Origin of the sequence: Pseudomonas marvdashtae (assembly GCF_014268655.2) — a bacterium.
Taxonomy (GTDB): Bacteria; Pseudomonadota; Gammaproteobacteria; order Pseudomonadales; family Pseudomonadaceae; genus Aquipseudomonas; species Aquipseudomonas marvdashtae.
This window is the reverse complement of the sequence record NZ_JABWQX020000001.1, coordinates 425,126-448,312: the sequence shown is the minus strand read 5'-3', so window position 1 is coordinate 448,312 and position 23,187 is coordinate 425,126. Positions and strand designations below refer to the sequence as shown.

At 59.6% G+C, this 23,187-nt stretch carries 24 protein-coding genes and 1 pseudogene; 9 read left to right on the top strand and 16 right to left on the bottom strand.

The genetic code is table 11. From position 1 onward, the window contains the following. Positions 1-50 precede the first annotated feature (50 nt). Together HU742_RS02100 and HU742_RS02095 are read left to right on the top strand one after the other, a co-directional pair. Complete coding sequence (locus HU742_RS02100; RefSeq protein ID WP_186641211.1) at positions 51-1,469, top strand: peptidoglycan DD-metalloendopeptidase family protein; 1,419 nt, start codon at positions 51-53, stop codon at positions 1,467-1,469. 3 nt (positions 1,470-1,472) lie between these two features. Further along, complete coding sequence (locus tag HU742_RS02095; protein ID WP_186643534.1) at positions 1,473-2,564, top strand: anhydro-N-acetylmuramic acid kinase; 1,092 nt, start codon at positions 1,473-1,475, stop codon at positions 2,562-2,564. Between the two features lie 66 nt (positions 2,565-2,630). Here the strand turns inward: HU742_RS02095 and erpA are convergent, their stop codons facing one another. Together erpA and argC are read right to left on the bottom strand one after the other, a co-directional pair. After that, on the bottom strand, positions 2,631-2,981 hold the full coding sequence (gene erpA / locus HU742_RS02090) for an iron-sulfur cluster insertion protein ErpA (protein WP_003177727.1): 351 nt from the start codon (positions 2,979-2,981) through the stop codon (positions 2,631-2,633). A 150-nt stretch (positions 2,982-3,131) separates the two neighbouring features. After that, the gene (gene argC / locus HU742_RS02085; RefSeq protein ID WP_186614371.1) at positions 3,132-4,166 is read right to left on the bottom strand and encodes an N-acetyl-gamma-glutamyl-phosphate reductase; all 1,035 of its coding nucleotides are present in this window, start codon (positions 4,164-4,166) and stop codon (positions 3,132-3,134) included. 133 nt (positions 4,167-4,299) lie between these two features. On the opposite strand from argC, the gene hemJ reads away from it, so the two are divergent. The 6 genes and pseudogenes from hemJ (at position 4,300) to coq7 (ending at position 8,444) form a co-directional block, all read left to right on the top strand. Then, positions 4,300-4,731: a protoporphyrinogen oxidase HemJ gene (gene hemJ / locus HU742_RS02080; RefSeq protein WP_186614369.1), complete on the top strand. Its 432-nt coding sequence runs from the start codon at positions 4,300-4,302 to the stop codon at positions 4,729-4,731. Positions 4,732-4,764: 33 nt separating this feature from the next. Continuing rightward, positions 4,765-5,733, top strand: coding sequence for an NAD(P)H-dependent flavin oxidoreductase (locus HU742_RS02075; protein ID WP_186643533.1), 969 nt, complete (start codon positions 4,765-4,767; stop codon positions 5,731-5,733). Between the two features lie 44 nt (positions 5,734-5,777). After that, a complete protein-coding gene (locus HU742_RS02070; RefSeq protein WP_186643532.1) occupies positions 5,778-6,740 on the top strand; it encodes a DUF805 domain-containing protein in 963 nt (320 codons plus the stop codon). Positions 6,741-6,802: 62 nt separating this feature from the next. Beyond that, entirely contained in the window at positions 6,803-7,591 is a 789-nt protein-coding gene (locus tag HU742_RS02065) for an SDR family NAD(P)-dependent oxidoreductase (protein WP_186641203.1), read from the top strand. Between the two features lie 40 nt (positions 7,592-7,631). Beyond that, positions 7,632-7,730: pseudogene (locus tag HU742_RS02060) on the top strand (histidine triad nucleotide-binding protein); the annotation flags it as partial. Between the two features lie 66 nt (positions 7,731-7,796). Continuing rightward, entirely contained in the window at positions 7,797-8,444 is a 648-nt protein-coding gene (gene coq7 / locus HU742_RS02055) for a 2-polyprenyl-3-methyl-6-methoxy-1,4-benzoquinone monooxygenase (RefSeq protein WP_186614362.1), read from the top strand. A 95-nt stretch (positions 8,445-8,539) separates the two neighbouring features. On the opposite strand, the gene speD is transcribed toward coq7, so the two are convergent. After that, positions 8,540-9,334 (bottom strand): adenosylmethionine decarboxylase, encoded by a 795-nt coding sequence (speD, locus tag HU742_RS02050; protein ID WP_039590886.1) that lies wholly within the window; start codon positions 9,332-9,334, stop codon positions 8,540-8,542. A gap of 237 nt (positions 9,335-9,571) precedes the next feature. Continuing rightward, complete coding sequence (locus HU742_RS02045; RefSeq protein WP_186641201.1) at positions 9,572-9,994, bottom strand: OsmC family protein; 423 nt, start codon at positions 9,992-9,994, stop codon at positions 9,572-9,574. A gap of 233 nt (positions 9,995-10,227) precedes the next feature. On the opposite strand from HU742_RS02045, the gene crp reads away from it, so the two are divergent. Continuing rightward, complete coding sequence (crp, locus tag HU742_RS02040; protein ID WP_186641199.1) at positions 10,228-10,872, top strand: cAMP-activated global transcriptional regulator CRP; 645 nt, start codon at positions 10,228-10,230, stop codon at positions 10,870-10,872. Here the strand turns inward: crp and HU742_RS02035 are convergent. The 12 genes from HU742_RS02035 to HU742_RS01980 form a co-directional block, all read right to left on the bottom strand. Continuing rightward, positions 10,869-11,561: a lipoate--protein ligase family protein gene (locus HU742_RS02035; RefSeq protein WP_186643531.1), complete on the bottom strand. Its 693-nt coding sequence runs from the start codon at positions 11,559-11,561 to the stop codon at positions 10,869-10,871. The two genes, crp and HU742_RS02035, sit on opposite strands and share 4 nt — an antisense overlap. Positions 11,562-11,567: 6 nt before the next feature. Beyond that, positions 11,568-12,404: an indole-3-glycerol phosphate synthase TrpC gene (trpC, locus tag HU742_RS02030; RefSeq protein ID WP_186641195.1), complete on the bottom strand. Its 837-nt coding sequence runs from the start codon at positions 12,402-12,404 to the stop codon at positions 11,568-11,570. Continuing rightward, positions 12,401-13,450: an anthranilate phosphoribosyltransferase gene (gene trpD, locus HU742_RS02025; RefSeq protein ID WP_186641192.1), complete on the bottom strand. Its 1,050-nt coding sequence runs from the start codon at positions 13,448-13,450 to the stop codon at positions 12,401-12,403. Before trpD ends, trpC begins: the two co-directional genes overlap by 4 nt. A 9-nt stretch (positions 13,451-13,459) precedes the next feature. Next, positions 13,460-14,053 (bottom strand): aminodeoxychorismate/anthranilate synthase component II, encoded by a 594-nt coding sequence (locus HU742_RS02020; RefSeq protein ID WP_186614350.1) that lies wholly within the window; start codon positions 14,051-14,053, stop codon positions 13,460-13,462. Between the two features lie 86 nt (positions 14,054-14,139). Further along, a complete protein-coding gene (gene trpE / locus HU742_RS02015; protein WP_186641191.1) occupies positions 14,140-15,621 on the bottom strand; it encodes an anthranilate synthase component I in 1,482 nt (493 codons plus the stop codon). Positions 15,622-15,692: 71 nt separating this feature from the next. Next, the gene (locus HU742_RS02010; RefSeq protein ID WP_186641189.1) at positions 15,693-16,511 is read right to left on the bottom strand and encodes a phosphoglycolate phosphatase; all 819 of its coding nucleotides are present in this window, start codon (positions 16,509-16,511) and stop codon (positions 15,693-15,695) included. Continuing rightward, entirely contained in the window at positions 16,508-17,182 is a 675-nt protein-coding gene (gene rpe / locus HU742_RS02005; protein ID WP_186641186.1) for a ribulose-phosphate 3-epimerase, read from the bottom strand. Before rpe ends, HU742_RS02010 begins: the two co-directional genes overlap by 4 nt. 78 nt (positions 17,183-17,260) lie before the next feature. Beyond that, positions 17,261-18,409: an iron-containing alcohol dehydrogenase gene (locus HU742_RS02000; RefSeq protein WP_186643530.1), complete on the bottom strand. Its 1,149-nt coding sequence runs from the start codon at positions 18,407-18,409 to the stop codon at positions 17,261-17,263. A gap of 132 nt (positions 18,410-18,541) precedes the next feature. Continuing rightward, the gene (locus HU742_RS01995; protein WP_186641182.1) at positions 18,542-19,366 is read right to left on the bottom strand and encodes an ABC transporter permease; all 825 of its coding nucleotides are present in this window, start codon (positions 19,364-19,366) and stop codon (positions 18,542-18,544) included. A gap of 12 nt (positions 19,367-19,378) precedes the next feature. After that, positions 19,379-20,626, bottom strand: a complete 1,248-nt coding sequence (locus HU742_RS01990) for an ABC transporter permease (RefSeq protein WP_186614339.1) — start codon at positions 20,624-20,626, stop codon at positions 19,379-19,381. A 194-nt stretch (positions 20,627-20,820) separates the two neighbouring features. Beyond that, positions 20,821-21,864: an ABC transporter substrate-binding protein gene (locus HU742_RS01985; RefSeq protein WP_123343838.1), complete on the bottom strand. Its 1,044-nt coding sequence runs from the start codon at positions 21,862-21,864 to the stop codon at positions 20,821-20,823. A 49-nt stretch (positions 21,865-21,913) separates the two neighbouring features. Beyond that, a complete protein-coding gene (locus tag HU742_RS01980) occupies positions 21,914-23,038 on the bottom strand; it encodes an ABC transporter ATP-binding protein (RefSeq protein WP_186614335.1) in 1,125 nt (374 codons plus the stop codon). Positions 23,039-23,187 lie beyond the last annotated feature (149 nt).

Here is a 23,187-nt window from a genome sequence, read left to right as displayed (position 1 = left end):
TCATGTCATTCATCTTTTCCAATTCATCTTTTCAAAAGCCAAAATTACTTATGACCACAGAACCGTCTAAAGCGCCGCCGCTTTACCCAAAGACCCACCTGCTTGCCGCAAGTGGCATCGCAGCCCTCCTTAGCCTGGCGCTCCTGGTGTTTCCCTCCAGCGATGTTGAAGCCAAAAAGACGACTCTGAGTCTTGAACTGGAAAGCCCTGCTGAACAACTGACACAAGAACAAGACGCCGCCGAAACCGTTCAAGCCACAAACGAACCGGCCGCTTCTCCTTTTGCACAGATTGAAAACAGCCCGGAGGACGCTGCAGCGACCGCCGCCCAGGTAGAAGCCCCTGCTGCGGAAGAAAAGAAGGGCCCCGACCATCGCGAAGTGATTGTTGCCAAGGGCGATACACTTTCCACCCTCTTCGAAAAAGTTGGCCTGCCCCCGACGTCGGTCCATGAAGTCCTGGCCAGCGACAAACAAGCCAAGCAATTCACTCAACTGCAGCGCGGCCAGAAACTCGAATTCGAACTCAATCCAGACGGACAGCTGACCAACCTGCACACCAAGCTGAGCGACCTGGAAAGCATCACCCTGACCAAAAACGACAAGGGCTATGTATTCAATCGCGTCACCGCCAAGCCCACCGTTCGCTCAGCCTACGTCCATGGCGTCATCAACAGTTCGTTGTCCCAGTCGGCTGCGCGCGCAGGCCTTTCCCATAGCCTTACCATGGATATGGCCAGCGTCTTCGGCTACGACATCGACTTCGCCCAGGACATTCGCCAGGGCGACGAATTCGACGTCATCTACGAGCAGAAAGTGGTCAATGGCAAGAGCGTCGGCAATGGCCCTATTCTCTCCGCGCGCTTCACCAACCGCGGCAAGACGTACACAGCGGTGCGCTATACCAACAAGCAAGGCAACAGCAGCTACTACACCGCCGATGGCAACAGCATGCGCAAGGCATTCATCCGTACACCGGTTGATTTCGCCCGCATCAGCTCGAAGTTTTCCGCCGGTCGCAAGCATCCGATCCTGAACAAGATTCGCGCCCACAAAGGTGTCGACTACGCCGCCCCGCGTGGTACCCCAATCAAGGCAGCCGGCGACGGCAAGGTATTGCTGGCAGGACGTCGCGGTGGTTATGGCAACACCGTGATCATCCAGCATGGCAATACCTACCGCACGCTGTACGGCCACATGCAAGGCTTCGCAAAAGGCGTGAAGACCGGCGGTAGCGTCAAGCAGGGCCAGGTGATCGGTTACATAGGCACCACCGGACTGTCCACCGGCCCGCACTTGCACTATGAGTTCCAGGTCAACGGCGTGCACGTCGATCCGCTGGGCCAGAAGTTGCCGATGGCCGATCCGATTGCCAAGGGCGAGCGCGCACGCTTCCTGGCTCAAAGCCAACCCTTGATGGCTCGTATGGATCAAGAGAAAGCGACCATGCTGGCTTCGAGCAAGCGCTAAGCCATGGCGCTCTATATCGGCGTGATGTCCGGGACCAGCCTGGATGGCCTGGATATCGCACTGATCGAACTGGCCCCGGCGATAAAATTGATCGCCACGCACTACATCCCCATGCCCACGGTACTGCGCGCCGAATTGCTCGGATTGTGCAGCAGCGGGCCCGATGAGATAGCCCGTTCCGCCATTGCCCAGCAAAGCTGGGTAAAGCTGGCCGCCCAGGGCATCCATACCCTGCTCAACGAACAGAAACTCAAGCCTGAAGACATCTCGGCAATTGGCAGCCACGGCCAGACCATTCGCCACGAGCCGGCCCGCGGATTTACCGTGCAAATCGGCAATCCGGCACTGTTGAGCGAATTGACCGGCATCGCCGTGGTCAGCGATTTCCGCAGCCGCGATGTCGCCGCTGGGGGACAAGGCGCACCACTGGTCCCTGCGTTTCACGAAGCACTGTTCGAAGAACGAGCCGGTAATCGCGCCGTACTCAATGTCGGCGGCTTCAGCAACCTCAGCCTGATAGAGCCCGCAAAACCCGTGGCCGGTTTCGACTGCGGCCCGGGCAACGTGTTGCTCGATGCCTGGATACATCAACAAAGAGGCGAACATTTTGATCGCGACGGCCACTGGGCTGCCAGCGGGAAAGTCGAGCCAGTTCTGCTCAAGGCTCTACTCAGCGATCCTTTCTTCGTCACCAAGGGCCCGAAAAGTACCGGCCGTGAAGTATTCAACCTGCCGTGGCTGAGCCAGCATTTATCGCAATTGCAAGCTTTCGCCCCGGAGGATGTACAAGCGACGCTGCTCGAACTGACCGCTTTGACCATCGTCGAATCGCTGCAACATGCCCAGTCCAATACTCAGGAACTGCTGGTCTGCGGCGGCGGAGCGCACAATCGGACGCTGATGAAGCGCCTGGCTGAGCTGCTGGCGGATACCAAGGTCAGCAGTACGGCGGTGTACGGTGTGGACCCGGACTGGGTTGAAGCCATGGCTTTTGCCTGGCTCGCCCATTGCTGCCTTGAAGGCATCCCGGGCAATCGTCCAAGTGTCACTGGCGCCCGCGGCTTGCGTGTACTCGGCGCTATCTATCCGGCCTGAAATCAATAACGCCAGACAAAAAAACGCCGCAGGGCCGTAAGGCACTGCGGCGTTTTTATTGAAGCCTCAGATCGAGAACGAAGAACCGCACCCACAAGTCGTGGTGGCGTTAGGGTTCTTGATCACGAAACGCGACCCTTCCAGACCTTCCTGATAATCCACCTCGGCACCTGCCAGGTACTGGAAGCTCATCGGATCGACCACCAGGCTGACGCCTTCGCGCTCGACGATGGTGTCGTCTTCGGCCACTTCTTCATCAAAAGTGAAACCGTACTGGAAACCGGAACAACCGCCGCCCGTGACAAACACGCGCAGCTTCAAACGATCATTACCCTCTTCATCGACCAGGCTCTTCACCTTGTGCGCAGCACCGTGGGTGAATTGCAAAGCCGTGGGGGTGAAGGTTTCGACGCTCATGCTGAATATCTCCCGGCGTTTACGCCGCCATAATGCGTGATGGCGGGCATTATCCGCTTCTCCTACAAAATCGGTCAACTATTTACCAAAGCAGCGGCACGCTACAAGCACCAGACTTGTAGCTCCCAGACTTCACGCTTGCTGTCGCTGTTACGGCAACATTCCCGCATGGGACAGGCCCAGACGCTCATCCAAGCCGAACAGGATATTGAGATTCTGTACCGCTTGGCCGGATGCGCCTTTGACCAGATTATCAATGACCGAAAGTACCACCACCAGATCGCCGTCCTGCGGGCGATGCACAGCTATCCGGCACACGTTGGCACCGCGTACGCTGCGGGTTTCCGGATGGCTGCCGGCCGGCATAACGTCGACAAACGGTTCGTTGGCGTAACGCTTTTCAAACAGCGCCTGAAGGTCGACGGAACGATCAACGACGGTCGCGTAGAGAGTGGAATGGATACCGCGGATCATTGGTGTGAGATGCGGTACGAAAGTCAGGCCGACGTCCTCGCCCGCCGCACGACGCAACCCTTGGCGAATTTCCGGCAAGTGACGGTGACCTTTGACGGCGTAGGCCTTCATGCTTTCCGACGTCTCCGAATACAGAGAACCGACACTGGCGCCACGGCCGGCGCCACTGACACCGGATTTGCAGTCGGCAATCAACCGCGATGTATCGGCGAGGCCGGCCTCAAGCAACGGCAAGAACCCCAGCTGTGTAGCGGTCGGATAGCAACCTGGTACAGCAATCAATCGTGCTTGCCTGATTTTTTCGCGATTGACTTCCGGCAAGCCGTAGACCGCTTCATCGAGCAGTTCCGGCGCACCGTGAGGCTGGCCGTACCACTTGGCCCACTCGTCCGCGTCCTGCAGGCGGAAGTCCGCCGACAGATCGATGACCTTCGTCCCGGCGGCCAACAGTTCACCCGCCAGAGCGTGCGCAACGCCGTGAGGCGTAGCGAAAAACACCACATCGCAGGCGCCCAGGGTCTTGATGTCCGGAACGCTGAACGCCAGGCCGTCGTAATGCCCTCGCAGGTTCGGGTACATATCGGCAACGGCCAGGCCGGCCTCGGATCGAGAGGTAATGACAACCACCTCAGCCTGCGGGTGCTGTGCCAGCAGACGCAGCAGTTCGACACCGGTGTAACCCGTGCCGCCGACGATACCGACCTTGACCATAAACCTGCCCTCAACGAACCACTGGAAAGCCGTCGATGATAGGGGGCACGCGCTGCGGCGACAACCGGCAAGGTGACGTATGGCCGCTGTAACCTCTACTATCGGGGCTACCGTGAACCTGGGAATAATCAAAATGCTTTATCTATGGCTCAAAGCACTTCATATCGTCAGCATGGTCTGCTGGTTCGCTGGCCTGTTCTACCTGCCTCGCCTGTTCGTCTATCACGCCCAAAGTGAGGACAGCGTCAGCAAGGAACGCTTCTGCGTCATGGAGCGCAAGCTGTATCGCGGCATCATGGGCCCGGCAATGATCGCTACCCTGGTGTTCGGTATCGCGTTGCTCAGTCTCAATGCCAGCGCTTACTTTACTCAAGGGGGCTGGATGCACGCCAAGCTGACCCTCGTGGTGCTGTTGATCGGCTACCACCATATGTGCGGCGCTCAGGTGAAGCGCTTCGCCCGTGGTGAAAACACCCGCAGCCATGTCTTTTATCGCTGGTTCAACGAAGTGCCGGTGCTGATTTTGCTGGCTATCGTAATCCTGGTCGTGGTCCGGCCGTTCTGATTCCTATCCCATCATTCACCCGGGGTACTTCCAATGTCGCTGCCCGCTCTGCTTGAACAACGCCTTCGGCTGCCCGTCGTGGCGGCACCGATGTTCCTCATTTCCAATCCACAGTTGGTACTGGCCTGCTGCCGCAACGGCGTCGTAGGAAGCTTTCCGGCGCTGAATCAACGCGAAACCAGTGGCTTCAAGGCTTGGGTGGAAGAAATAGAAGCGGGCCTGGCGACGATGGAAAAACCGGCGCCCTACGCGGTCAACCTGATTGTTCACAACAGCAATCCGCGGCTTCAAGCTGACCTGGCGATCTGCATCGAGCACAAGGTGCCAATCGTCATTACCAGCCTGGGGGCAGTAAAGGAACTGGTTGACGCGGTTCACGGCTATGGCGGCCTGGTGTTCCATGACGTGACCACCCGCCGCCATGCTGAAAAAGCCGCCGAGGCCGGTGTCGATGGCTTGATCGCTGTCGCAGCCGGTGCGGGTGGACATGCCGGGACCTGGAGCCCGTTTGCACTGATTGCCGAGATCCGCCAGTTCTTCGATAAAACCCTGCTACTTGCAGGGTCCCTGAACCACGGCCATCAGATCCTCGCGGCACAGTTACTCGGTGCCGACCTGGCCTACTTTGGAACGCGCTTTATCGGCACGTGCGAAAGTCATGCGTCCGACGCTTATAAAGAGATGTTGCTCACATCCAGAGCCGCGGACATCGTGCATACTTCCGCCGTCTCCGGAGTACCGGCGAGTTTTATGCGCCAAAGCCTGGAAAACGCCGGCTTCGACCTGATTACCCTTCAAGGCAAGGGCATGGCCGATTCCGGCTCGAAACTCAAACCGCTGCACGATGAAGCCAAGGCCTGGAAGACCGTATGGTCCGCAGGCCAGGGTGTAGGCGACATTGATGATTTGCCAAGCGTCGATCAATTGATCGCGCGCTTGGATAAGGAATACCGCCAGGCACAAGCCCTGGCGGCACAACTTGGCGGCCAATGGCCCCGCTGAACCCAATAATACGAATTCAACTTGGAAAGACAGGGATGCCCGGCATGAGTGAAAAGCGTTTCAACATCGTATTCGACGGGGCCTTGCTGCCAGGCGTCGATACTACTACCGCCAAGCTCAACCTCGCCGAGTTGTTCAAAAGCGACGTCAGCGCCATTGAGCGATTGTTCAGTGGTCGCAAGGTGTCTCTTAAAAACAACCTGTCCCAAGGTGAAGCACAGCAGTATCTGGAAGCGCTTCACAAGAGCGGGATCGATGCACGAATCGAAGCCGAACCGTCCCTCCAACTGAGCCTCGACGAGGTGCAGGAGTCGACACATCAACCCGGGGCGCGCCATTCGGATTCGATCGTCGATCCAGTTTCTCCCTATGCTCCTCCCCGCGCGCCAGTCGGCGAAACACTTGCCGAATACAGCACACTCAAACCCTTCAGCTTCGATGGTCGCATCGGGCGCCTGCGTTACCTGGCCTGGACCATGGTGCTGATGCTCGCGGTGCTGCCGCTGGTCGGCCTGGGCTTCTGGTTCGCCACGACCTGGCTATTGGCGTCCGACTCGGTGACTGGACTGGTCGTCGGCGGCCTGCTCGGTGCAGTCGTCCTGATTGCCTTTGCCTTCGTCAGCATCCAGTTCAACGTCCAGCGCCTGCATGACCTCGGCTGGTCGGGGTGGTTGTGGCTGATCAACCTCGTCCCATTCGTAGGCAGCATCTTCCCGTTCATCCTCATCATCGCTCCGGGCAATACCGGTGCGAACCAGTACGGGCCGCCACCGCCGCGCAACACCACGGCGGTGAAGCTGTTGGCGTCGCTTTGGCTGGTGATGATCGTGCTGATTTTCCTGGCGACGTTTGCTGGCATCTTTGGTGCTCTGCAAGAGGACTATGGCAGCGGTGCCTCAAGCAGCTATGAAAGCAGCGAATCCAGCGGCGAAACCACTGAAGAACCCGCCGCCGAGGCAGCCGAGCCCGCTCCGCCTTCTGTAGACTATGAAGAAGAGGAACAATAAGCGCGCTTCGTGCCGGTGACAGCCCTGTCCACCAGCGGCGGGCTGTTGCGATGGAGAACTGCATGACCCGTTACGCCCTCATAACTGGCGCCTCCAGTGGCATCGGCCTGGCCATGGCTGAAGCACTGGCCCGGCGCGGTCGCAACTTGATATTGGTGGCTCGGCAGCGTGACCGGTTGGAAAGTATTGCCATGGAACTGACGCAGCGATTTGGCGTGGAAGTGCTGTTCCGGGCTTGTGATCTGGGCGAGCCACTGAGGCTTTCCGGTTTTCTGCTGGAGCTGGAAGAAGGCGAGCGCCAGATCGACCTGCTGGTCAACTGCGCCGGCATCGGTACCTGCGGCCCCTTTCTTGGCCAGGACTGGATGACCGAACAGGACCTGATCGAAATCAACATCCTCGCCCTGACACGCCTGTGTCACGCGGTAGGCAACAGCATGGCGTTGCATGGGGGCGGTCAGATTCTAAACGTCGCGTCGATTGCCGCGTTCCAGCCAGGTCCTTGGATGAGCACCTATCACGCAAGCAAGGCCTATGTGCTGCACTTCTCCGAAGCTCTGCGGGTCGAACTGAAGAAATGCGCGATCAAGGTATCAGTGCTCTGCCCAGGCCCGACCCGGACCGGCTTTTACGCCAAGGCGCAAATGGATGAAAACAAACTCAACGCGACAGGACTGTTGATGAGCCCGGAAGAAGTGGCGCTGTATGCCGTACGCGCACTGGACCGGAACCGCGCGATCATCATTCCCGGGCGTCGCAATCGCTGGCTGGCCGCGCTGCCGCGACTTGGGTCGCGATGGTTGGTGCGAACCATCACTGGCATGATCAACAAGGCCTACTGCCCGCGTTGAACATCTTTCTGTTTGAAAAGCCACGCCCGCCCAGTGCGCCGTGAACTGCAGTGAACTTGGTGGCCGGACCGTCTATCACATTCATATGCATGTGCTGGGACAGTGCCAGATGAATTGGCCACCGGATCGATACCGCTGACCCAACGCAAATCTTCAACGGCCGATTGGGTTAAACTGGCCACCGTGATTTTCCCCGGAGGTAAGCATGACTACCCAACGTCACTACTCGCCCATTGACCGCCTGCTCCTGCAAGCCGATACCGCAATGCGAACACTGCTGCCTTTCAGCGGCCAGCCGTATCGCCCGTCACCGGCGATCGTGCAACCAGACGTCAAGATGAGCGATGAAGAGACTCGCCATGTCGCAGGATTGATGCGCATCAACCATACCGGTGAAGTCTGCGCCCAGGCGCTCTATCAAGGCCAGGCATTGACAGCAAAACTGCCTCAGGTTCGCGAGGCAATGGAACACGCCGCCGAGGAAGAGATCGACCATCTGGTCTGGTGCGAGCAGCGCATCCACCAGTTGGGCAGCCACACCAGCGTGCTGAACCCGCTGTTCTACGGTATGTCATTCGGCATCGGTGCAGTTGCCGGACTGATCAGTGATAAGGTCAGCCTGGGTTTTGTCGCCGCGACCGAACATCAAGTGTGCAAGCATTTGAATGAGCATCTGCAGCAGTTGCCGGCCGAGGATGAAAAATCCAGAGCAATTCTCGAACAAATGCGTAAGGACGAAGAGCACCACGCCGAAAGCGCACTTGAAGCAGGTGGTTTTCGGTTTCCGGCCCCGGTCAAATTCGGCATGAGCCTGCTGGCTAAAGTCATGACGAAGAGTACTTACCGGATCTGACAGCAAAATCGGCATCAGGCCCATATAGGGCCAGCGGCTTCCAAAACAAAAGGCGACTACCCCCTGGGCAGTCGCCTTTTTTTGTCGCCGAAACCTTAGCGCGGCATGTTGCGCGCGTAGAAGATTTCCAGCATTTCGTGCTTCACACGCTCTTCAACTTGGCCACGCTGTTCAATAGACAGATTGCTGGTGGCATCGCCGAACAGGTAGTTATCCAGTTCGAAGTCTTTGAGGAGCATTTTGGTGTGGAACAGGTTTTCCTGGTACACGTTCACGTCGGTCATCTGATAAGCGTCGCGAGTGTCTTCGGAGAGATAGTTCTGGATCGAATTGATCTCGTGATCAATGAAGTGCTTGTGGCCTTCCACGTCCCGGGTGAAACCGCGCACGCGGTAATCCACAGTCACGATGTCGGAGTCGAACTGGTGAATCAGGAAGTTGAGCGCCTTGAGCGGTGAAATGACGCCACAGGTCGACACATCGATGTCCACACGGAACGTCGCGATACCGTCCACCGGATGGATTTCCGGATAGGTGTGTACCGTGATGTGGCTCTTGTCGAGGTGGGCCAGGATAATTTCAGGCAACGGACCTGGGGACTCTTCGATCTGGCTGTCGGTCGGTGTCACCGGCTCTTCCGAGATCAGAATGGTCACGCTGGCGCCCTGGGGTTCATAGTCCTGACTGGCGATGTTCAGGATGTTGGCACCAATGATATCGACAACTTCCGTGAGGATCTGCGTGAGGCGCTTGGCGTTGTACTCTTTATTGATGTACTCGACGTAGGCCTGCTGGTCTTGCGGGGTTTCCGCATAGCAGATGTCATAGATGTTGAAGCTCAAGGTCTTTGTCAGGTTATTGAACCCATGGAGCTTGAGTTTGCTTTTCACCGTTTAAAAACTCTCTGTGTATTGCGGCCCGGCCGCGTGATCAAGCATGCCCGTCAGATGCGAAGACGCACCTGCGTAGGACGGTTAACACCTCTTCGCGATGGCGATTTTGGTTGTCTGTCCAGGCGAGTGATCGGACGCAAGCCGATCACTGCCCTGAAAAAAGTGGCGCATTATGCAGACGTCGGCTTCTGATCGCCAGAGCTTGCACCGCTTTTGTGATGGTTGGATGTCGATTCAACCCAATTCGATGATTTCATAATCGTGGGTGATTTCAACACCGGCGGCACCGAGCATGATCGAGGCCGAGCAGTATTTCTCCGCCGACAACTCGATTGCGCGCTTGACCTGGGCTTCCTTCAGGCCTCGGCCCTTCACCACGAAATGCATGTGGATCTTGGTAAACACCTTCGGATCCTCGGTGGCGCGCTCGGCTGCCAGGAAGGCTTCGCAACTCTCAACGGCTTGGCGCGACTTCTTCAGAATGCTGACCACATCGAAATTGCTGCAACCACCTACGCCCAGCAGCAACATTTCCATCGGCCGGACGCCCAGGTTCCGACCTCCGGACTCAGGCGGGCCATCCATGACGACCACATGACCGCTGCCTGACTCACCGAGGAACATGGCTTCGCCAGCCCATTGGATGCGTGCCTTCATCGCCAAGACTCCACTGTTAAAAAAGGGGGCGCCAGCTTAGCACAGCGCCCCGCGATGGCGGCCCCTGAGTAAGGACGCCTGGAGCCGTTGCGCGTACGTAAATTCTCGAATTAATTAGTAACGCCTCTGTTAAGCTGGCACCCAGCCGCTGGCGTATGGCCAGCTTTTAGCGATAGCCATTCGCCCCCCATAAAAACCAAACCACCACACCGCGCAGTTTTCGGGATACAACCATGGTTGCCATTACTCCCACGTCCAAGATCAAGAACCTCGACAAACTCTTGATGCATTGCCAGCGTCGCCGCTACCCCGCCAAGCACAACATTATTTGTGCCGGCGATCGTTCCGACACGCTGTTTTTCATCATCAAGGGCTCGGTCACTATCCTGATCGAGGACGATGACGGTCGGGAGATGATCATCGCCTACCTGAACTCGGGGGACTTCTTTGGTGAGCTGGGTTTGTTTGAACAGGCGGGCAAGGAACAGGAACGCAGCGCCTGGGTGCGGGCAAAAGTCGAATGTGATGTCGCTGAGATCAGTTACAGCAAATTTCGAGAGCTGTCCCAGCAGGATCCGGACATTCTTTACGTCCTCAGCGGACAAATCGCACAGCGGCTGCGCAATACCACCCGCAAAGTGGGTGACCTCGCCTTCTTTGACGTAACAGGTCGCGTTGCCCGCTGCCTGCTGGATCTGTGCAAGCAGCCAGACGCCATGACCCACCCGGACGGCATGCAGATCAAAGTGACCCGCCAGGAAATCGGCCGGATCGTGGGTTGCTCCCGGGAGATGGTCGGCCGTGTGCTCAAGGACTTGGAAGATCGCGATCTGGTCAACGTCAAGGGCAAGACGATGGTGGTATTCGGCACCCGCTAGAGGCTATCCAGCAATTCCCGGTACAAGGTCTCAAGTCGCTCCAGGGCGTGGGGGGCGGGGAATTTTTCATGGAGGGCGATGTGGCTTTCGGCTCGCACGCGCTGCTCCAGGCCACAAGCCTCATTGAAACGATTGACCGCCGCGACCATGGATTCGCGCTCGTCGTCCAGCAGCAGTGCGCCGTGCACAAGCCCTACCGGGCGCTGGCCGCCCTTGCTCTGCCGCCAGCGCTGCGCTGTCCCGACCATTTTCCGGCCGTCGAGATTGACGTTGAAGCGCCCGTCACAGAAGGCGCCTTCCACTTCACCCAGCGAAGCCACCCCGCCCAGTTCATCGAGCAACTGGCAGATGGGATCACACAGCCGGCGGTAAGCGGTTTCGATTCGACCGTGATCGCCCTCGCTTCGCGGCGGTGCGTAGACGAGCGCGATGTTGACGGTAGCGGCTGACTGGGGCACCGGTTCGCCCCCGGTCTCACGCAACAGCACCGGCCAGCCATTGGCGGCGGATACCTCGCAGGCAAGCTCGAACCCCGGCAAGCGATTCAAGCGACGCGGCATGACCAACGCACGGTCACGGGGCTGCCAGAACAGCAAGCCTGATTCAGCATCGCCAGCGCACACACTGGCCAGCAAGTCCTGCTCGGCTTGCAGGCCGTTTTCGACTGTGAAGGATATGGCGGGAGGCATGAAGAATCAGTCCAACGTCGAACCGCTCACCGGAACGCCGCGCTCGGGGAAAAACAAACGCTGCAACTCCATGCCCGGGCTTTCAGCCCGCATGAACGCTTCACCTACCAGGAAGGCGTATACGTCGCTGACTTCCATCAGCTCGACATCGGCCCGGTTGAGAATGCCGCTCTCGGTGATGACCAACCGATCCCGCGGAATCCGTGGCAACAAGTCCAGGGTAGTTTCCAGGCTGACTTCAAACGTGTGCAGGTTACGGTTGTTCACGCCGACCAGCTTGGTATCCAGGACTTTCAGCGCCCGCTCCAATTCGTCTCCGTCGTGGACCTCCACCAACACATCCAGGCCAACGTCCTTGGCGACTGCCGCCAACTCGGCCATTTTTACATCGTCCAGGGCGGAAACGATCAACAGCACGCAGTCGGCACCCAGGGCTCGGGCTTCAACGATCTGGTAAGGATCGACCATGAAATCCTTGCGGATCACCGGCAGTTTGCACGCCGCCCGCGCCTGCTTGAGGTAGTCGTCGGCGCCTTGGAAGAAATCGACGTCTGTCAGCACCGAAAGGCAGGTCGCACCGCCCTTCTCGTAGCTCTTGGCGATGTCGGCCGGGACGAAGTGCTCCCGAATCACACCTTTGCTGGGAGAGGCCTTCTTGATTTCGGCAATGACTGCTGGCTGCTTTTTCTTCGCCTGGTCAATCAACGCCTGGGCAAAGCCACGAGGCGCATCGGCTGAACGCGCGAGATTTTCCAACTCGGCCAGGCTGAGCCGCGCACGGCGCTCGGCCACTTCCTCGGCCTTTCGAGCCAGGATTTTTTCCAGAACTGTTGGCACGCTCATCCTTCATTCTCCATTTTGAATACGGCGGTAAACGCGCCTAATTCTTCCAGTTTTTCTCTGGCCAGGCCGGTGTGCAGGGCGTCATGAGCGAGCTCCACACCTTGCTTGAGACTGCTGGCATGATCGGCGGCGTATAACGCGGCACCCGCGTTGAGCACGATCATTTCCGCAGCCTTCTGGCCATTTTCGGTTTTGCGACGCCCCAGGGCATCGCGGATCAATTCCAGCGACTGGGCCGGCCCGTCAACCGCGAGCCCATGCAGGCTCTGGCTCTTCATGCCCAGGTCTTCGGGTTCGACCCAATATTCAGTGATCTGATCATTTTTCAGCTCCGCCACGAAGGTGGGAGCCGCGAGGCTGAATTCATCCAACCCGTCCTTGGAATGAACCACCAGCACATGCTTGCTGCCCAGGCGCTGCAGGACCTCGGCCAACGGCCGGCACAATGCCTGGCTGAACACACCGACCACTTGATGCTTCACACCGGCCGGATTCGTAAGCGGACCGAGCATGTTGAACAGCGTGCGCAGGCCCAGGTCACGGCGGGGTGCCGCGGCATGTTTCATCGCGCTGTGGTGGGTCTGGGCAAACATGAAGCCGATGCCGACATTGTCGATACAACGCGCCACCTGGACCGGTGTCAGGTTCAGGTAGACTCCGGCGGCCTCCAGCAGATCGGCACTGCCGCTCTTGCCCGAAACCGCACGATTGCCATGCTTGGCGACCGTACAGCCAGCCGCCGCGACGACAAACGCCGAGGCTGTGGAAACGTTGAAGATGTTGGCGCCATCGCCGCCGGTCCCCACGACATCCACCACGCCATCCAGGGTCTTGAGTTCGACCTTGTCCGCCAACTCCCGCATGGTCGTGACCGCACCGACGATTTCGTCGATGCTCTCGCTCTTCATGCGCATGGCCATCATGAACGCGCCTATCTGCGCATCCGTGCACTGGCCCGTCATGATTTCACGCATCACGTCGCGCATTTCTTCGGTGCTCAGGTCGAGCTGGCCGACGATACGGTTAAGGGCTGCCTTGATATCCATGAAAAGTCCTTAGCGCGTGCCGCCGGTTTGTTTGAGGAAGTTGGCGAACAGCTCGTGGCCCTGTTCAGTGAGGATAGACTCAGGGTGAAATTGCACACCTTCAATATTTAACGTCTTGTGTCGCAGTCCCATGATCTCGTCCACCGAGCCATCTTCGAGCTGGGTCCAGGCGGTCGGCTCCAGACAATCGGGCAGAGTATCGCGCTTGACGATCAGCGAGTGGTAGCGGGTAACGGTAAGCGGGTGATTCAGGCCTTCGAACACGCCCTTGTCTTCATGGAACACCGGGCTGGTCTTGCCATGCATCACTTGCCGGGCGCGCACGACATCGCCACCAAAGGCCTGGCCGATCGATTGATGGCCCAGGCAGACGCCGAGAATCGGCAGCTTACCGGCAAAATATTTGATCGCTTCGATGGAAATGCCCGCCTCTGTCGGCGTGCATGGGCCCGGCGAAACCACGATACGCTCGGGCTTGAGGGCCTCGATTTCGGCGATGGTCAGCTCGTCGTTGCGCACCACCTTGACCTCGGCACCGAGCTCGCCAAGGTATTGCACAACGTTGTAGGTAAAAGAGTCGTAGTTATCGATCATCAGCAACATGGCGTAGCAACCTTTGGATTCACTGACTTTAAATACGGCCTTCGGAGCGAAAGGACTCCTGGCCACTCAGGTTGTTGTGGAGGACTTCAGTCGCCTGAAGTCTGCTCCGCCAACGCCACGGCGCGGAACATAGCCCGACGCTTGTTCAGGGTTTCTTCCCACTCCAGTGCCGGCACCGAGTCGGCAACGATGCCACCGCCGGCCTGAACGTGCAGTTCACCGTTCTTGATCACTGCGGTACGGATGGCAATGGCCGTGTCCATGTTGCCATTCCAGGCAAAGTAACCCACGGCACCGCCGTACACGCCACGCTTGACCGGTTCCAGTTCATCGATGATTTCCATCGCGCGGATTTTCGGCGCACCGGACAAGGTGCCCGCCGGCAGGATCGCTCGCAGCGCGTCCATCGCGGTCAACCCGGCCTTCAGCTGGCCGGTGACGTTGGAGACGATGTGCATCACGTTGGAGTAGCGTTCGATGACCATTTTCTCGGTGAGCTTCACCGATCCCACTTCGGAAACCCGTCCGGTGTCGTTGCGCCCCAGATCGATCAACATCAGGTGCTCGGCGATTTCCTTGTCGTCCGAGAGCAGGTCTTCTTCCAATGCCCGATCGGCTTCTTCCGTAGCGCCACGAGGACGCGTGCCGGCAATCGGCCGCACGGTGATCAGGTTGTCTTCGACCCGCACCAGCACCTCGGGTGAACTACCCACGACATGGAAGTCGCCGAAGTTGAAGAAGTACATGTAGGGCGTTGGATTGAAACAGCGCAGCGCGCGATAGAGATCGATCGGCGCGGCCTTGAAGTCGATGGACATCCGTTGCGACGGCACAACCTGCATGCAGTCGCCGGCGAGGATGTATTCCTTGATGGTATCGACGGCCCGTTCGTAATCGTCCTGGGTGAAACTGGAACGGAATACCGGGTCGGCCGCCGACTGCTTGCTGAAGTCCAGGCCGGGACGTGGCGTGATCGGCTGACGGAGTTTTTCCAGGAGTGCCTGCAGGCTTTTCTGACCTTGCTCGTAGGCATCTTCCTGGGACGGATCGGCCAGGACGATCGCGTGCATCTTGCCAGCCAGGTTATCGAAGACCACGACCGCATCGGAGACCATCAGCAGAATGTCCGGCACGCCCAGCGGATCGGGATTCGGACAGCTGCCCAGGCGTTTTTCCACGTAGCGCACGCAGTCGTAGCCGAAATACCCCACCAGGCCACCGTTGAAGCGCGGCAGGCCGGCGATGCTCGGCACGTTGTAGCGGGCCTTGAAGGATTCGACGAACGCCAGCGGGTCGTCGACCTCGAGGCTTTCGATTTCGACACCGTCGCAGGTCACGCTGATGCGATGGTCATGGACTCGCAGTACCGTACGGCACGGCAAACCGATGATGGAATAACGGCCCCACTTTTCGCCGCCCTGTACCGATTCGAGCAGGTAGGAGTTGGGCTGGTCGGCCAGCTTGAGGTAGATCGACAGCGGCGTGTCGAAGTCGGCCAGGGTTTCGCAGGCGAGCGGGATGCGGTTGTAGCCGGCAGCGGCTAGACGCAGGAATTCTTCGCGGATCATGGGGGTGCCTCGTGGCAAGAGGAGCTGACAGTCAGGTATGCAAACGCGCCGGATAACCGGCCAGGATCACGTCAGGCGCGCCAACGCCAGCGGGCCAGGGCCTTGATGACTTTCATCCAGAGTTTGCGAGTGACCACCACGATGGCGTTTCCAGAAGAGGATTGAACAGCGTCGGGCAACGTTATCTCAGCCGCCGGGTCCAGGCAACCGGGAATTAACAGTCGTAAATCATCGATCACCAATGACGGAAACTCTTCGGCAATCGGCCGGCCATGGTTATAGCCGTAGCTCAGCGCCACGCACTTGACCCCCGCCGCTTTCGCCGCCAGCACGTCACTGCGCGAGTCGCCGACAAACAACGATTGGGACGCCGGGATATTGGCCATTTTCATCACGAAGAACAGCGCGGCCGGATCGGGCTTTTTTTGCGGCAGGGTGTCTCCGCCGATGATCCAGCGGAAATACCGCCCAATTTTCATCTGGTCCAACAGCGGCGCAACGAAACGCTCCGGCTTATTGGTGATCAGCGCCATCTCCACGCCTTGCTTGTGCAGCCACTTGAGCGTGGAGCGCACGCCGGGGTAGACCACGGTCAATTCGTGATGGCCTTCATAGGCTTCGTTGAACAGCTCCAGCGCCCGCTCGGCCTGCGCATCATCGACGCCCTGGGCATCAATGTGATTGGCCAGGGCCCGGCGCACCAGCATCGGCGCGCCATTGCCAACCCACTGGCGCACCGCGTCGATGCCGGCGGGCGGGCGTCCGAGCTTGAGCAGCATGGCGTCCACGGCAGCCGCGAGGTCCGGGACCGAGTCCACCAGCGTGCCGTCGAGGTCGAACATCACCAGGCGTGGCAGGCTGCCGGGAAACAGCTGCTCGAAGCCGCTCATGGGCGCGCCAGGGCCAGTTCGGCGCGCATCTTCTCGATCACCTCTTTGTAATCCGGTGCATTGAAGATGGCCGAACCGGCGACAAAGGTATCGGCGCCGGCCGCAGCGATTTCGCGGATGTTGCTCACGTTCACGCCGCCATCGATTTCCAGGCGGATGTCACGGCCCGAGGCATCGATCAGCGCCCGCGCCTCGCGCAGCTTGTCGAGCGTGCCGGGGATGAACTTCTGCCCGCCGAAGCCGGGGTTGACGCTCATCAGCAGGACCATGTCGACCTTGTCCATCACGTATTTGAGCACGTCCAAGGGCGTTGCCGGGTTGAACACCAGGCCCGCCTTGCAACCGCCTTCGCGGATCAGCTGCAAGGAGCGGTCGACGTGCAGGGTGGCTTCCGGGTGGAAGGTGATGTAGGTGGCGCCCGCTTCGATGAAGTCGCCGACGATGCGATCCACCGGGCTGACCATCAGGTGCGCGTCGATCGGCGCGGTGACGCCGTATTTGCGCAACGCCGCGCAAACCATCGGGCCGATGGTCAGGTTGGGTACGTAGTGATTGTCCATGACATCGAAATGCACGATGTCGGCGCCGGCGGCCAGAACGTTGTCCACTTCTTCACCCAGGCGGGCGAAGTCGGCGGAGAGAATCGACGGAGCAATAGCGAAGGGCTGCATGACGCACCTGTTTTGAGCGAAATCACGATGGCGCGCATTGTATACCTCAAGATTTGGCGCGCCCACCGTGACACACGATCAATACGCCGCGCGGTAGATCTTCTCGATATCGCCCACGCTCAGTTGGCGTGGGTTGTTGCGCATCAACCGCTCGATCCCCGCCGCTTCCGCCGCCATGGAGGGAATCACCTCCTCGGTCACGCCGAAACCGCTCAGGCCTCGAGGTATCTCGACAGCGGCGCACAGTGCCGTCATGGCTTCCACGGCTTCATCGGCGGCTTCGAGGTCACTCAGGTGCGCAGTCTTGATGCCCATGGCTTCGGCGATGTCGCGCATGCGTTCGACGCAGGCCATTTTGTTCCACGCCATGACATAAGGCAGCAGCAGCGCATTGGCGACGCCGTGGGAGACATGAAAGCGCCCACCCAGCGGATAGGCCAGCGCGTGCACGGCACCGACCCCGGCATTACCGAACGCCATGCCGGCCATCAGGCTGGCGGTGGCCATGTCTTCACGGGCTTGCAGGTGAGAAGGATTGGCGTAGGCCTTGGGCAACGCGCGGGTGATCAGTTTGATCGCGCCGATGGCCAGGGCATCGGTGATCGGCGAGGCATTCAACGACAGATAGGACTCGATGGCGTGCACCAGCGCGTCGACGCCACTGGCGGCTGTCACGCTGCGCGGGCAAGTGAGGGTCATCTGCGGGCTGACCAGCGCCACGTCCGGCAACAGAAAATCGCTGACGATGCCCTTTTTCAGCTGCGCGGCCTTGTCGGAGAGGATCGCCACGTTGGTGACTTCCGAACCGGTGCCGGCCGTGGTAGGGATGGCAATCAATGGCGGGCCCTTGCGCGGCACCTGATCGACGCCGAACAGGTCTTGCAGCTCGCCGTGATAACCGGCGTAGGCGGCCACGCTCTTGGCGATGTCGATGGCACTGCCGCCCCCCAGGCCGATCAGTCCATCATGGCCGCCGTCGCGGTAAGCCTGCATGCAGTCTTCGACGATGGCAATTTCCGGGTCTGGCATGACCCGGTCGAAAATTTCATAGGCGCGCCCGCCCAAGTGCTGCAGGGCCAACTCCACGGTGCCGGACTTGACCAGGGCGGCGTCCGTGACAATCAGCGGATTGTCGACATCCAGGCGTGTCAGTTCCGCCGCCAGTTGCTCGATGGCAGCGGCCCCGGTGATCAGTTTGTGGGCGATCTTGAATGAGGAAAGACTCATGTGCGCGGCCTCTTGTTCGAGTATGGGCTGGCACAAGGATAGCTCGGTCTGGCGGGTTGTCTGCTATTCAGCTCGTGAATGCGCTGACTCACGCCCAGGAGCGAGCGAGCTCACTCCTGGAGTCGTGTGACGTTACACCTGGGCCGTGCGCAGCTTCTCGCTACGCCCACGCAACCACTCAAGCGTGAGCAACAGGACCACCGAAAATGCAATCAGCAGCGTCGCCGCAGCGGCAATGGTGGGGCTGAGGTTCTCGCGGATGCCGCTGAACATCTGCCGTGGCAATGTGGCCTGCTCGGGGCCGGCCAAGAACAGGGTCACGACCACTTCATCGAACGACGTGGCGAAGGCGAACAGCGCTCCCGAGATCACGCCCGGAGCGATCAACGGCAAGGTCACCCGACGGAACGCGGTCAACGGCGACGCCCCCAGGCTGGCAGCAGCCCGGACCAGGTTGTGGTTGAACCCCTGCAAGGTCGCCGAGACGGTGATGATGACGAAGGGAACGCCCAACACCGCATGCACCACGATCAGCGAGAAGAAGCTGTTGCCCATCCCCAGCGGTGCAAAAAACAGATAGCTGGCCACGCCGATGATGACCACCGGTACCACCATGGGCGAAATCACCAGGGCCATGACCAGCGCCTTGCCTGGGAAATCGCCACGGGTCAGGCCGATGGCCGCCAGCGTGCCGAAGATCATCGCCAGCACGGTCGCCGCCGGGGCAACGATGATGCTGTTCTTCAATGCGCGCATCCATTCGGCCGAGGCAAAGAAGTCGTGGTACCACTGCAACGAAAAGCCCTGGAGCGGGTAGACCAGAAAGCTGCCGGAGTTGAACGACAACGGAATGATCACCAGCACCGGCAGGATCAGGAACAGCAGGACCAGCCCGCAGAGTATGCGCAAGCTGTAGAACCACACCCGTTCGACGGGGGACATGTAAGGACTCAGCATTTCGATCTCCCCTTAGCTCAGGCGCAGGCGACTGGCGCCCACCAGCCAGCTGTAAATCAGATAAAGCACGATGGTTGCGAGCAATAGCAGCCCGCCGAGCGCCGTGGCCATGCCCCAGTTGATGCTGGTGTTGGTATAGAACGCGACGAAGTAGCTGACCATCTGATCGTTCGGGCTACCCAGCAATGCCGGCGTGATGTAGTAGCCGATGGCAAGGATGAAGACCAACAGACACCCGGCGCCGACGCCGGCATACGTCTGCGGGAAGTAGACCCGCCAGAAACTCGCGAACGGGTGGCAGCCCAGGGAAATCGCCGCGCGCATATAGGTGGGCGAGATGCCCTTCATCACGCTGTAGATCGGCAAGATCATGAACGGCAACAGAATGTGGACCATGGAGATGTAGACCCCGACGCGATTGAATACCAGCTCCAGGGGTTTATCGATGATGCCCATGGCCATCAGGCCGCTGTTGATCAAGCCGCCTGATTGCAGCAATACGATCCACGCTGCGACGCGCACCAGGATCGAGGTCCAGAATGGCAACAGCACCAGGATCATCAGCAGGTTGCTCTGGCGCGACGGCAGATTCGCCAACAGGTAGGCCAATGGATAGGCCAGGACCAGGCAGATCGCGGTGATCACCAGGCCCATCCAGAAGGTGCGGGTGAAAATATCCAGGTAAATCGCCTGGTCAGGAGTGGCCGGGGCCAGTTCGCCGAGGTCGTCGATACGGTGATCGACAGCCGCCAGCAGGTAATATGGGGTCACCTCGCTGGTGTTGCGGCGGATCACTTGCCAATACGCCGGATCGCCCCAGCGCTCGTCGAGGCCTTCCAGCGCCTCTTTATAAGAGACAGGCTCGGTGGCGAATGGCAGCGCCCGGGCTGTCTTGGTCAGCAGGCTGCGATAGCCGGCCAGTTCCATGTTCAGTCGCTTGGACAAATCGCCCAAGGTTTGATTCTTGCGGGCTTCGGCCAGGTCTTCACTGGCAGCCTTGTACACCGGCTCGCCCGGCAATCCGCGTCCGTCCCATGCAGAAACGGCAGCCACGGTGCGCGGCATGGCGCCGACCACTTCCGGGTTGCTGACGCTTTTGAACAGCAGAGCGACGATCGGCACCAGGAACACCAGCAACAGGAATAGAACCAGCGGCGCGATCAAGGCCTGGGCCTTCCAGCGGTTGACCCGCTCGGCACGTTTGAGCCGCTGTTTCAGGGTGGGGCTGGTGCCTTCGTTCAGTGGAACGGCGATGGCCATGGCGAACTCCGCAAATCTTTTTTATCGTTACAGCGGCGGCGAGCCGCCTCTGTTCTTTTAAAACGCTGGCCTTTGAGCCGATCGTTCCCACGCTCCGCGTGGGAATGCATCCAATGACGCTCTGCGTCACAAAGGACGCGGAGCGTCCTGGGCGGCATTACCACGCGGAGCGTGGGAACGATCTCTGCCAGCGGTTACTTCGCCGCCCAGGAATTGAAGCGCTGCTCCAGTTGCTCGCCGTTGTCAGCCCAGAAGCTGACGTCGATCTGCACCTGGTTGGCGATGTTTTCCGGGGTGGTCGGCATGTCTTTCAAGACATCCTTGGCCAGCAGCGGAACTGCCTGGGTGTTGGCCGGGCCGTAGGCGATGTTTTCCGAGTAGGTCTTCTGCTGCTGCGGAGCCACCGAGAACGCGATGAATTTCTTCGCCGCTTCGGCGCGGGTCTTGTCCAGGCCACGCGGGATGGCCCAGGCATCGAAGTCGTAGATGCCGCCGTTCCACACCACTTTCAGATTGCTTTCTTTTTGTACCGCAGCGATACGGCCGTTGTAGGCCGAGCTCATGACCACGTCACCGGAAGCGAGATATTGCGGCGGCTGGGCGCCGGCTTCCCACCACTGAATGCTCGGTTTGAGTTCGTCGAGTTTCTTGAAGGCGCGATCCTGGCCATCCTTGCCGGCCAGCACTTTGTAGACATCTTTCGGCGCCACGCCGTCGGCCATCAGGGCGAATTCGAGGGTGTATTTGGCGCCCTTGCGCAGGCCGCGCTTGCCTGGGAATTGCTTGGTGTCCCAGAAATCCGCCCAACTGGTTGGCGCGGTTTTCAGTTTGTCGGCGTTATAGGCCAATACCGTCGACCACACGAAGAAACCGACGCCGCAAGGCTGGATCGCGCCTTTGACGTAGTCTTCGGCCTTGCCGAACAAGGCTGGATCGAGTTGCTCGAACATGTCTTCGTCGCAACCACGGGACAATTCCGGCGATTCGACTTCAACCAGGTCCCAGGAGACGCTCTTGGTATCGACCATGGCCTTGACCTTGGCCATTTCGCCGTTGTACTCGCCCGCCACGATCTTGCCATTGCCGGCCGCTTCCCACGGTGCGTAGAAGGCTTTGACCTGAGCCGCCTTGTTCGCCCCGCCGAAAGACACCACGGTCAGGTCCGGGCCCGCCGCCATCGCGCTTGCCGCACCCATCATGCCCAGTGTCAGGGCTGTGAACTTCAGGGATCTCAACATTTATTGTTCTCTCCACGTGCAGGGTTGGTGTTGGTACAGCAGGGGGCGATCAATTCGCCTCTAGAAGGGGATCGAGCGCGCGGACGTGCTCGACCTGCCAGCCAAGCGGAACCACGTCGCCGACGGCGAGCCCGGGATCGAGCTCGGCGATCGGTTGTTTCACGAAGAAGTCCTGCTTGCCGCAGACCTCCAGGCGAACCCGGACGTGGTCGCCCAGATAGATGAATTCCGCCACCCTCCCTGAGAAGCGGTTGACGCATTGTTCGCTTGCGCTGTTGAGGCTTATCCGTTCCGGACGGATCGACAGGGTGACCGGCTCGCCGGGCTTGCCGACATTGACCGCCAAGGCCTCAACCTTCTCGCCGCGTCCCAGCTCCACCAGACAACGATCGCCGGTTTGACTGTGCAGGCGCCCATTGAGGCGGTTGTTCTCACCGATGAAGTTGGCCACGAAAGTGTTCTTCGGCTCTTCATAGAGCGTGCGTGGCGGGGCGATCTGCTGGATCTCTCCTTGGTGGAACACGGCCACGCGATCAGACATGGTGAGGGCTTCGCCCTGGTCGTGGGTCACGTAGACCACGGTCACGCCAAGGCGCTGGTGCAGGTGCTTGATCTCCATTTGCATGTGTTCGCGCAACTGTTTATCCAACGCGCCGAGGGGTTCGTCCATCAGCACCAGCTGCGGTTCGAACACCAGCGCCCGGGCCAGGGCCACCCGCTGTTGCTGGCCGCCGGACAACTGCGCGGGATAACGCTGGGCGAAGGTGTCCAGTTGGACCATGCTCAGGACGCGCTTTACGCGATCACCAACGTCGCTCTTGTTCAGGCCGCGCACGGTCAGCGGGAACGCCAGGTTTTCGGAGACCGTCATGTGCGGGAACAAAGCGTAGTTCTGGAACACCATGCCGATGTCGCGCTTGTGCGGCGGCACGTTGTTGATGGAGCGCCCGGCCAACAGGATTTCCCCGGCAGTCGGGGTCTCGAACCCGGCGAGCATCATCAGGCTGGTGGTCTTGCCGGAGCCGGATGGCCCGAGCAAGGTCAGGAATTCACCTTTGCGAATATCCAGGTTGAGGTCCTTGACGATCAGGTTCTCGCCATCGTAGCTCTTCTGCACACCACGAAAGCTGACCAGCACATCACTGGCCCCCGCGCTTGAATCAACCTGGCTCATACCCGCACCTTTTGTATTGATGACTGCTTGTGAGTCAAGCCTAGTGGAGCCGAGCCCCTACGCAAATCGGGCCGCAGGAGAGAATCGCCTCAGCCGGATGGAAGCGTCGGGGTAGGGATTGCCCTACACGGATGGCGGGATTGGATAAA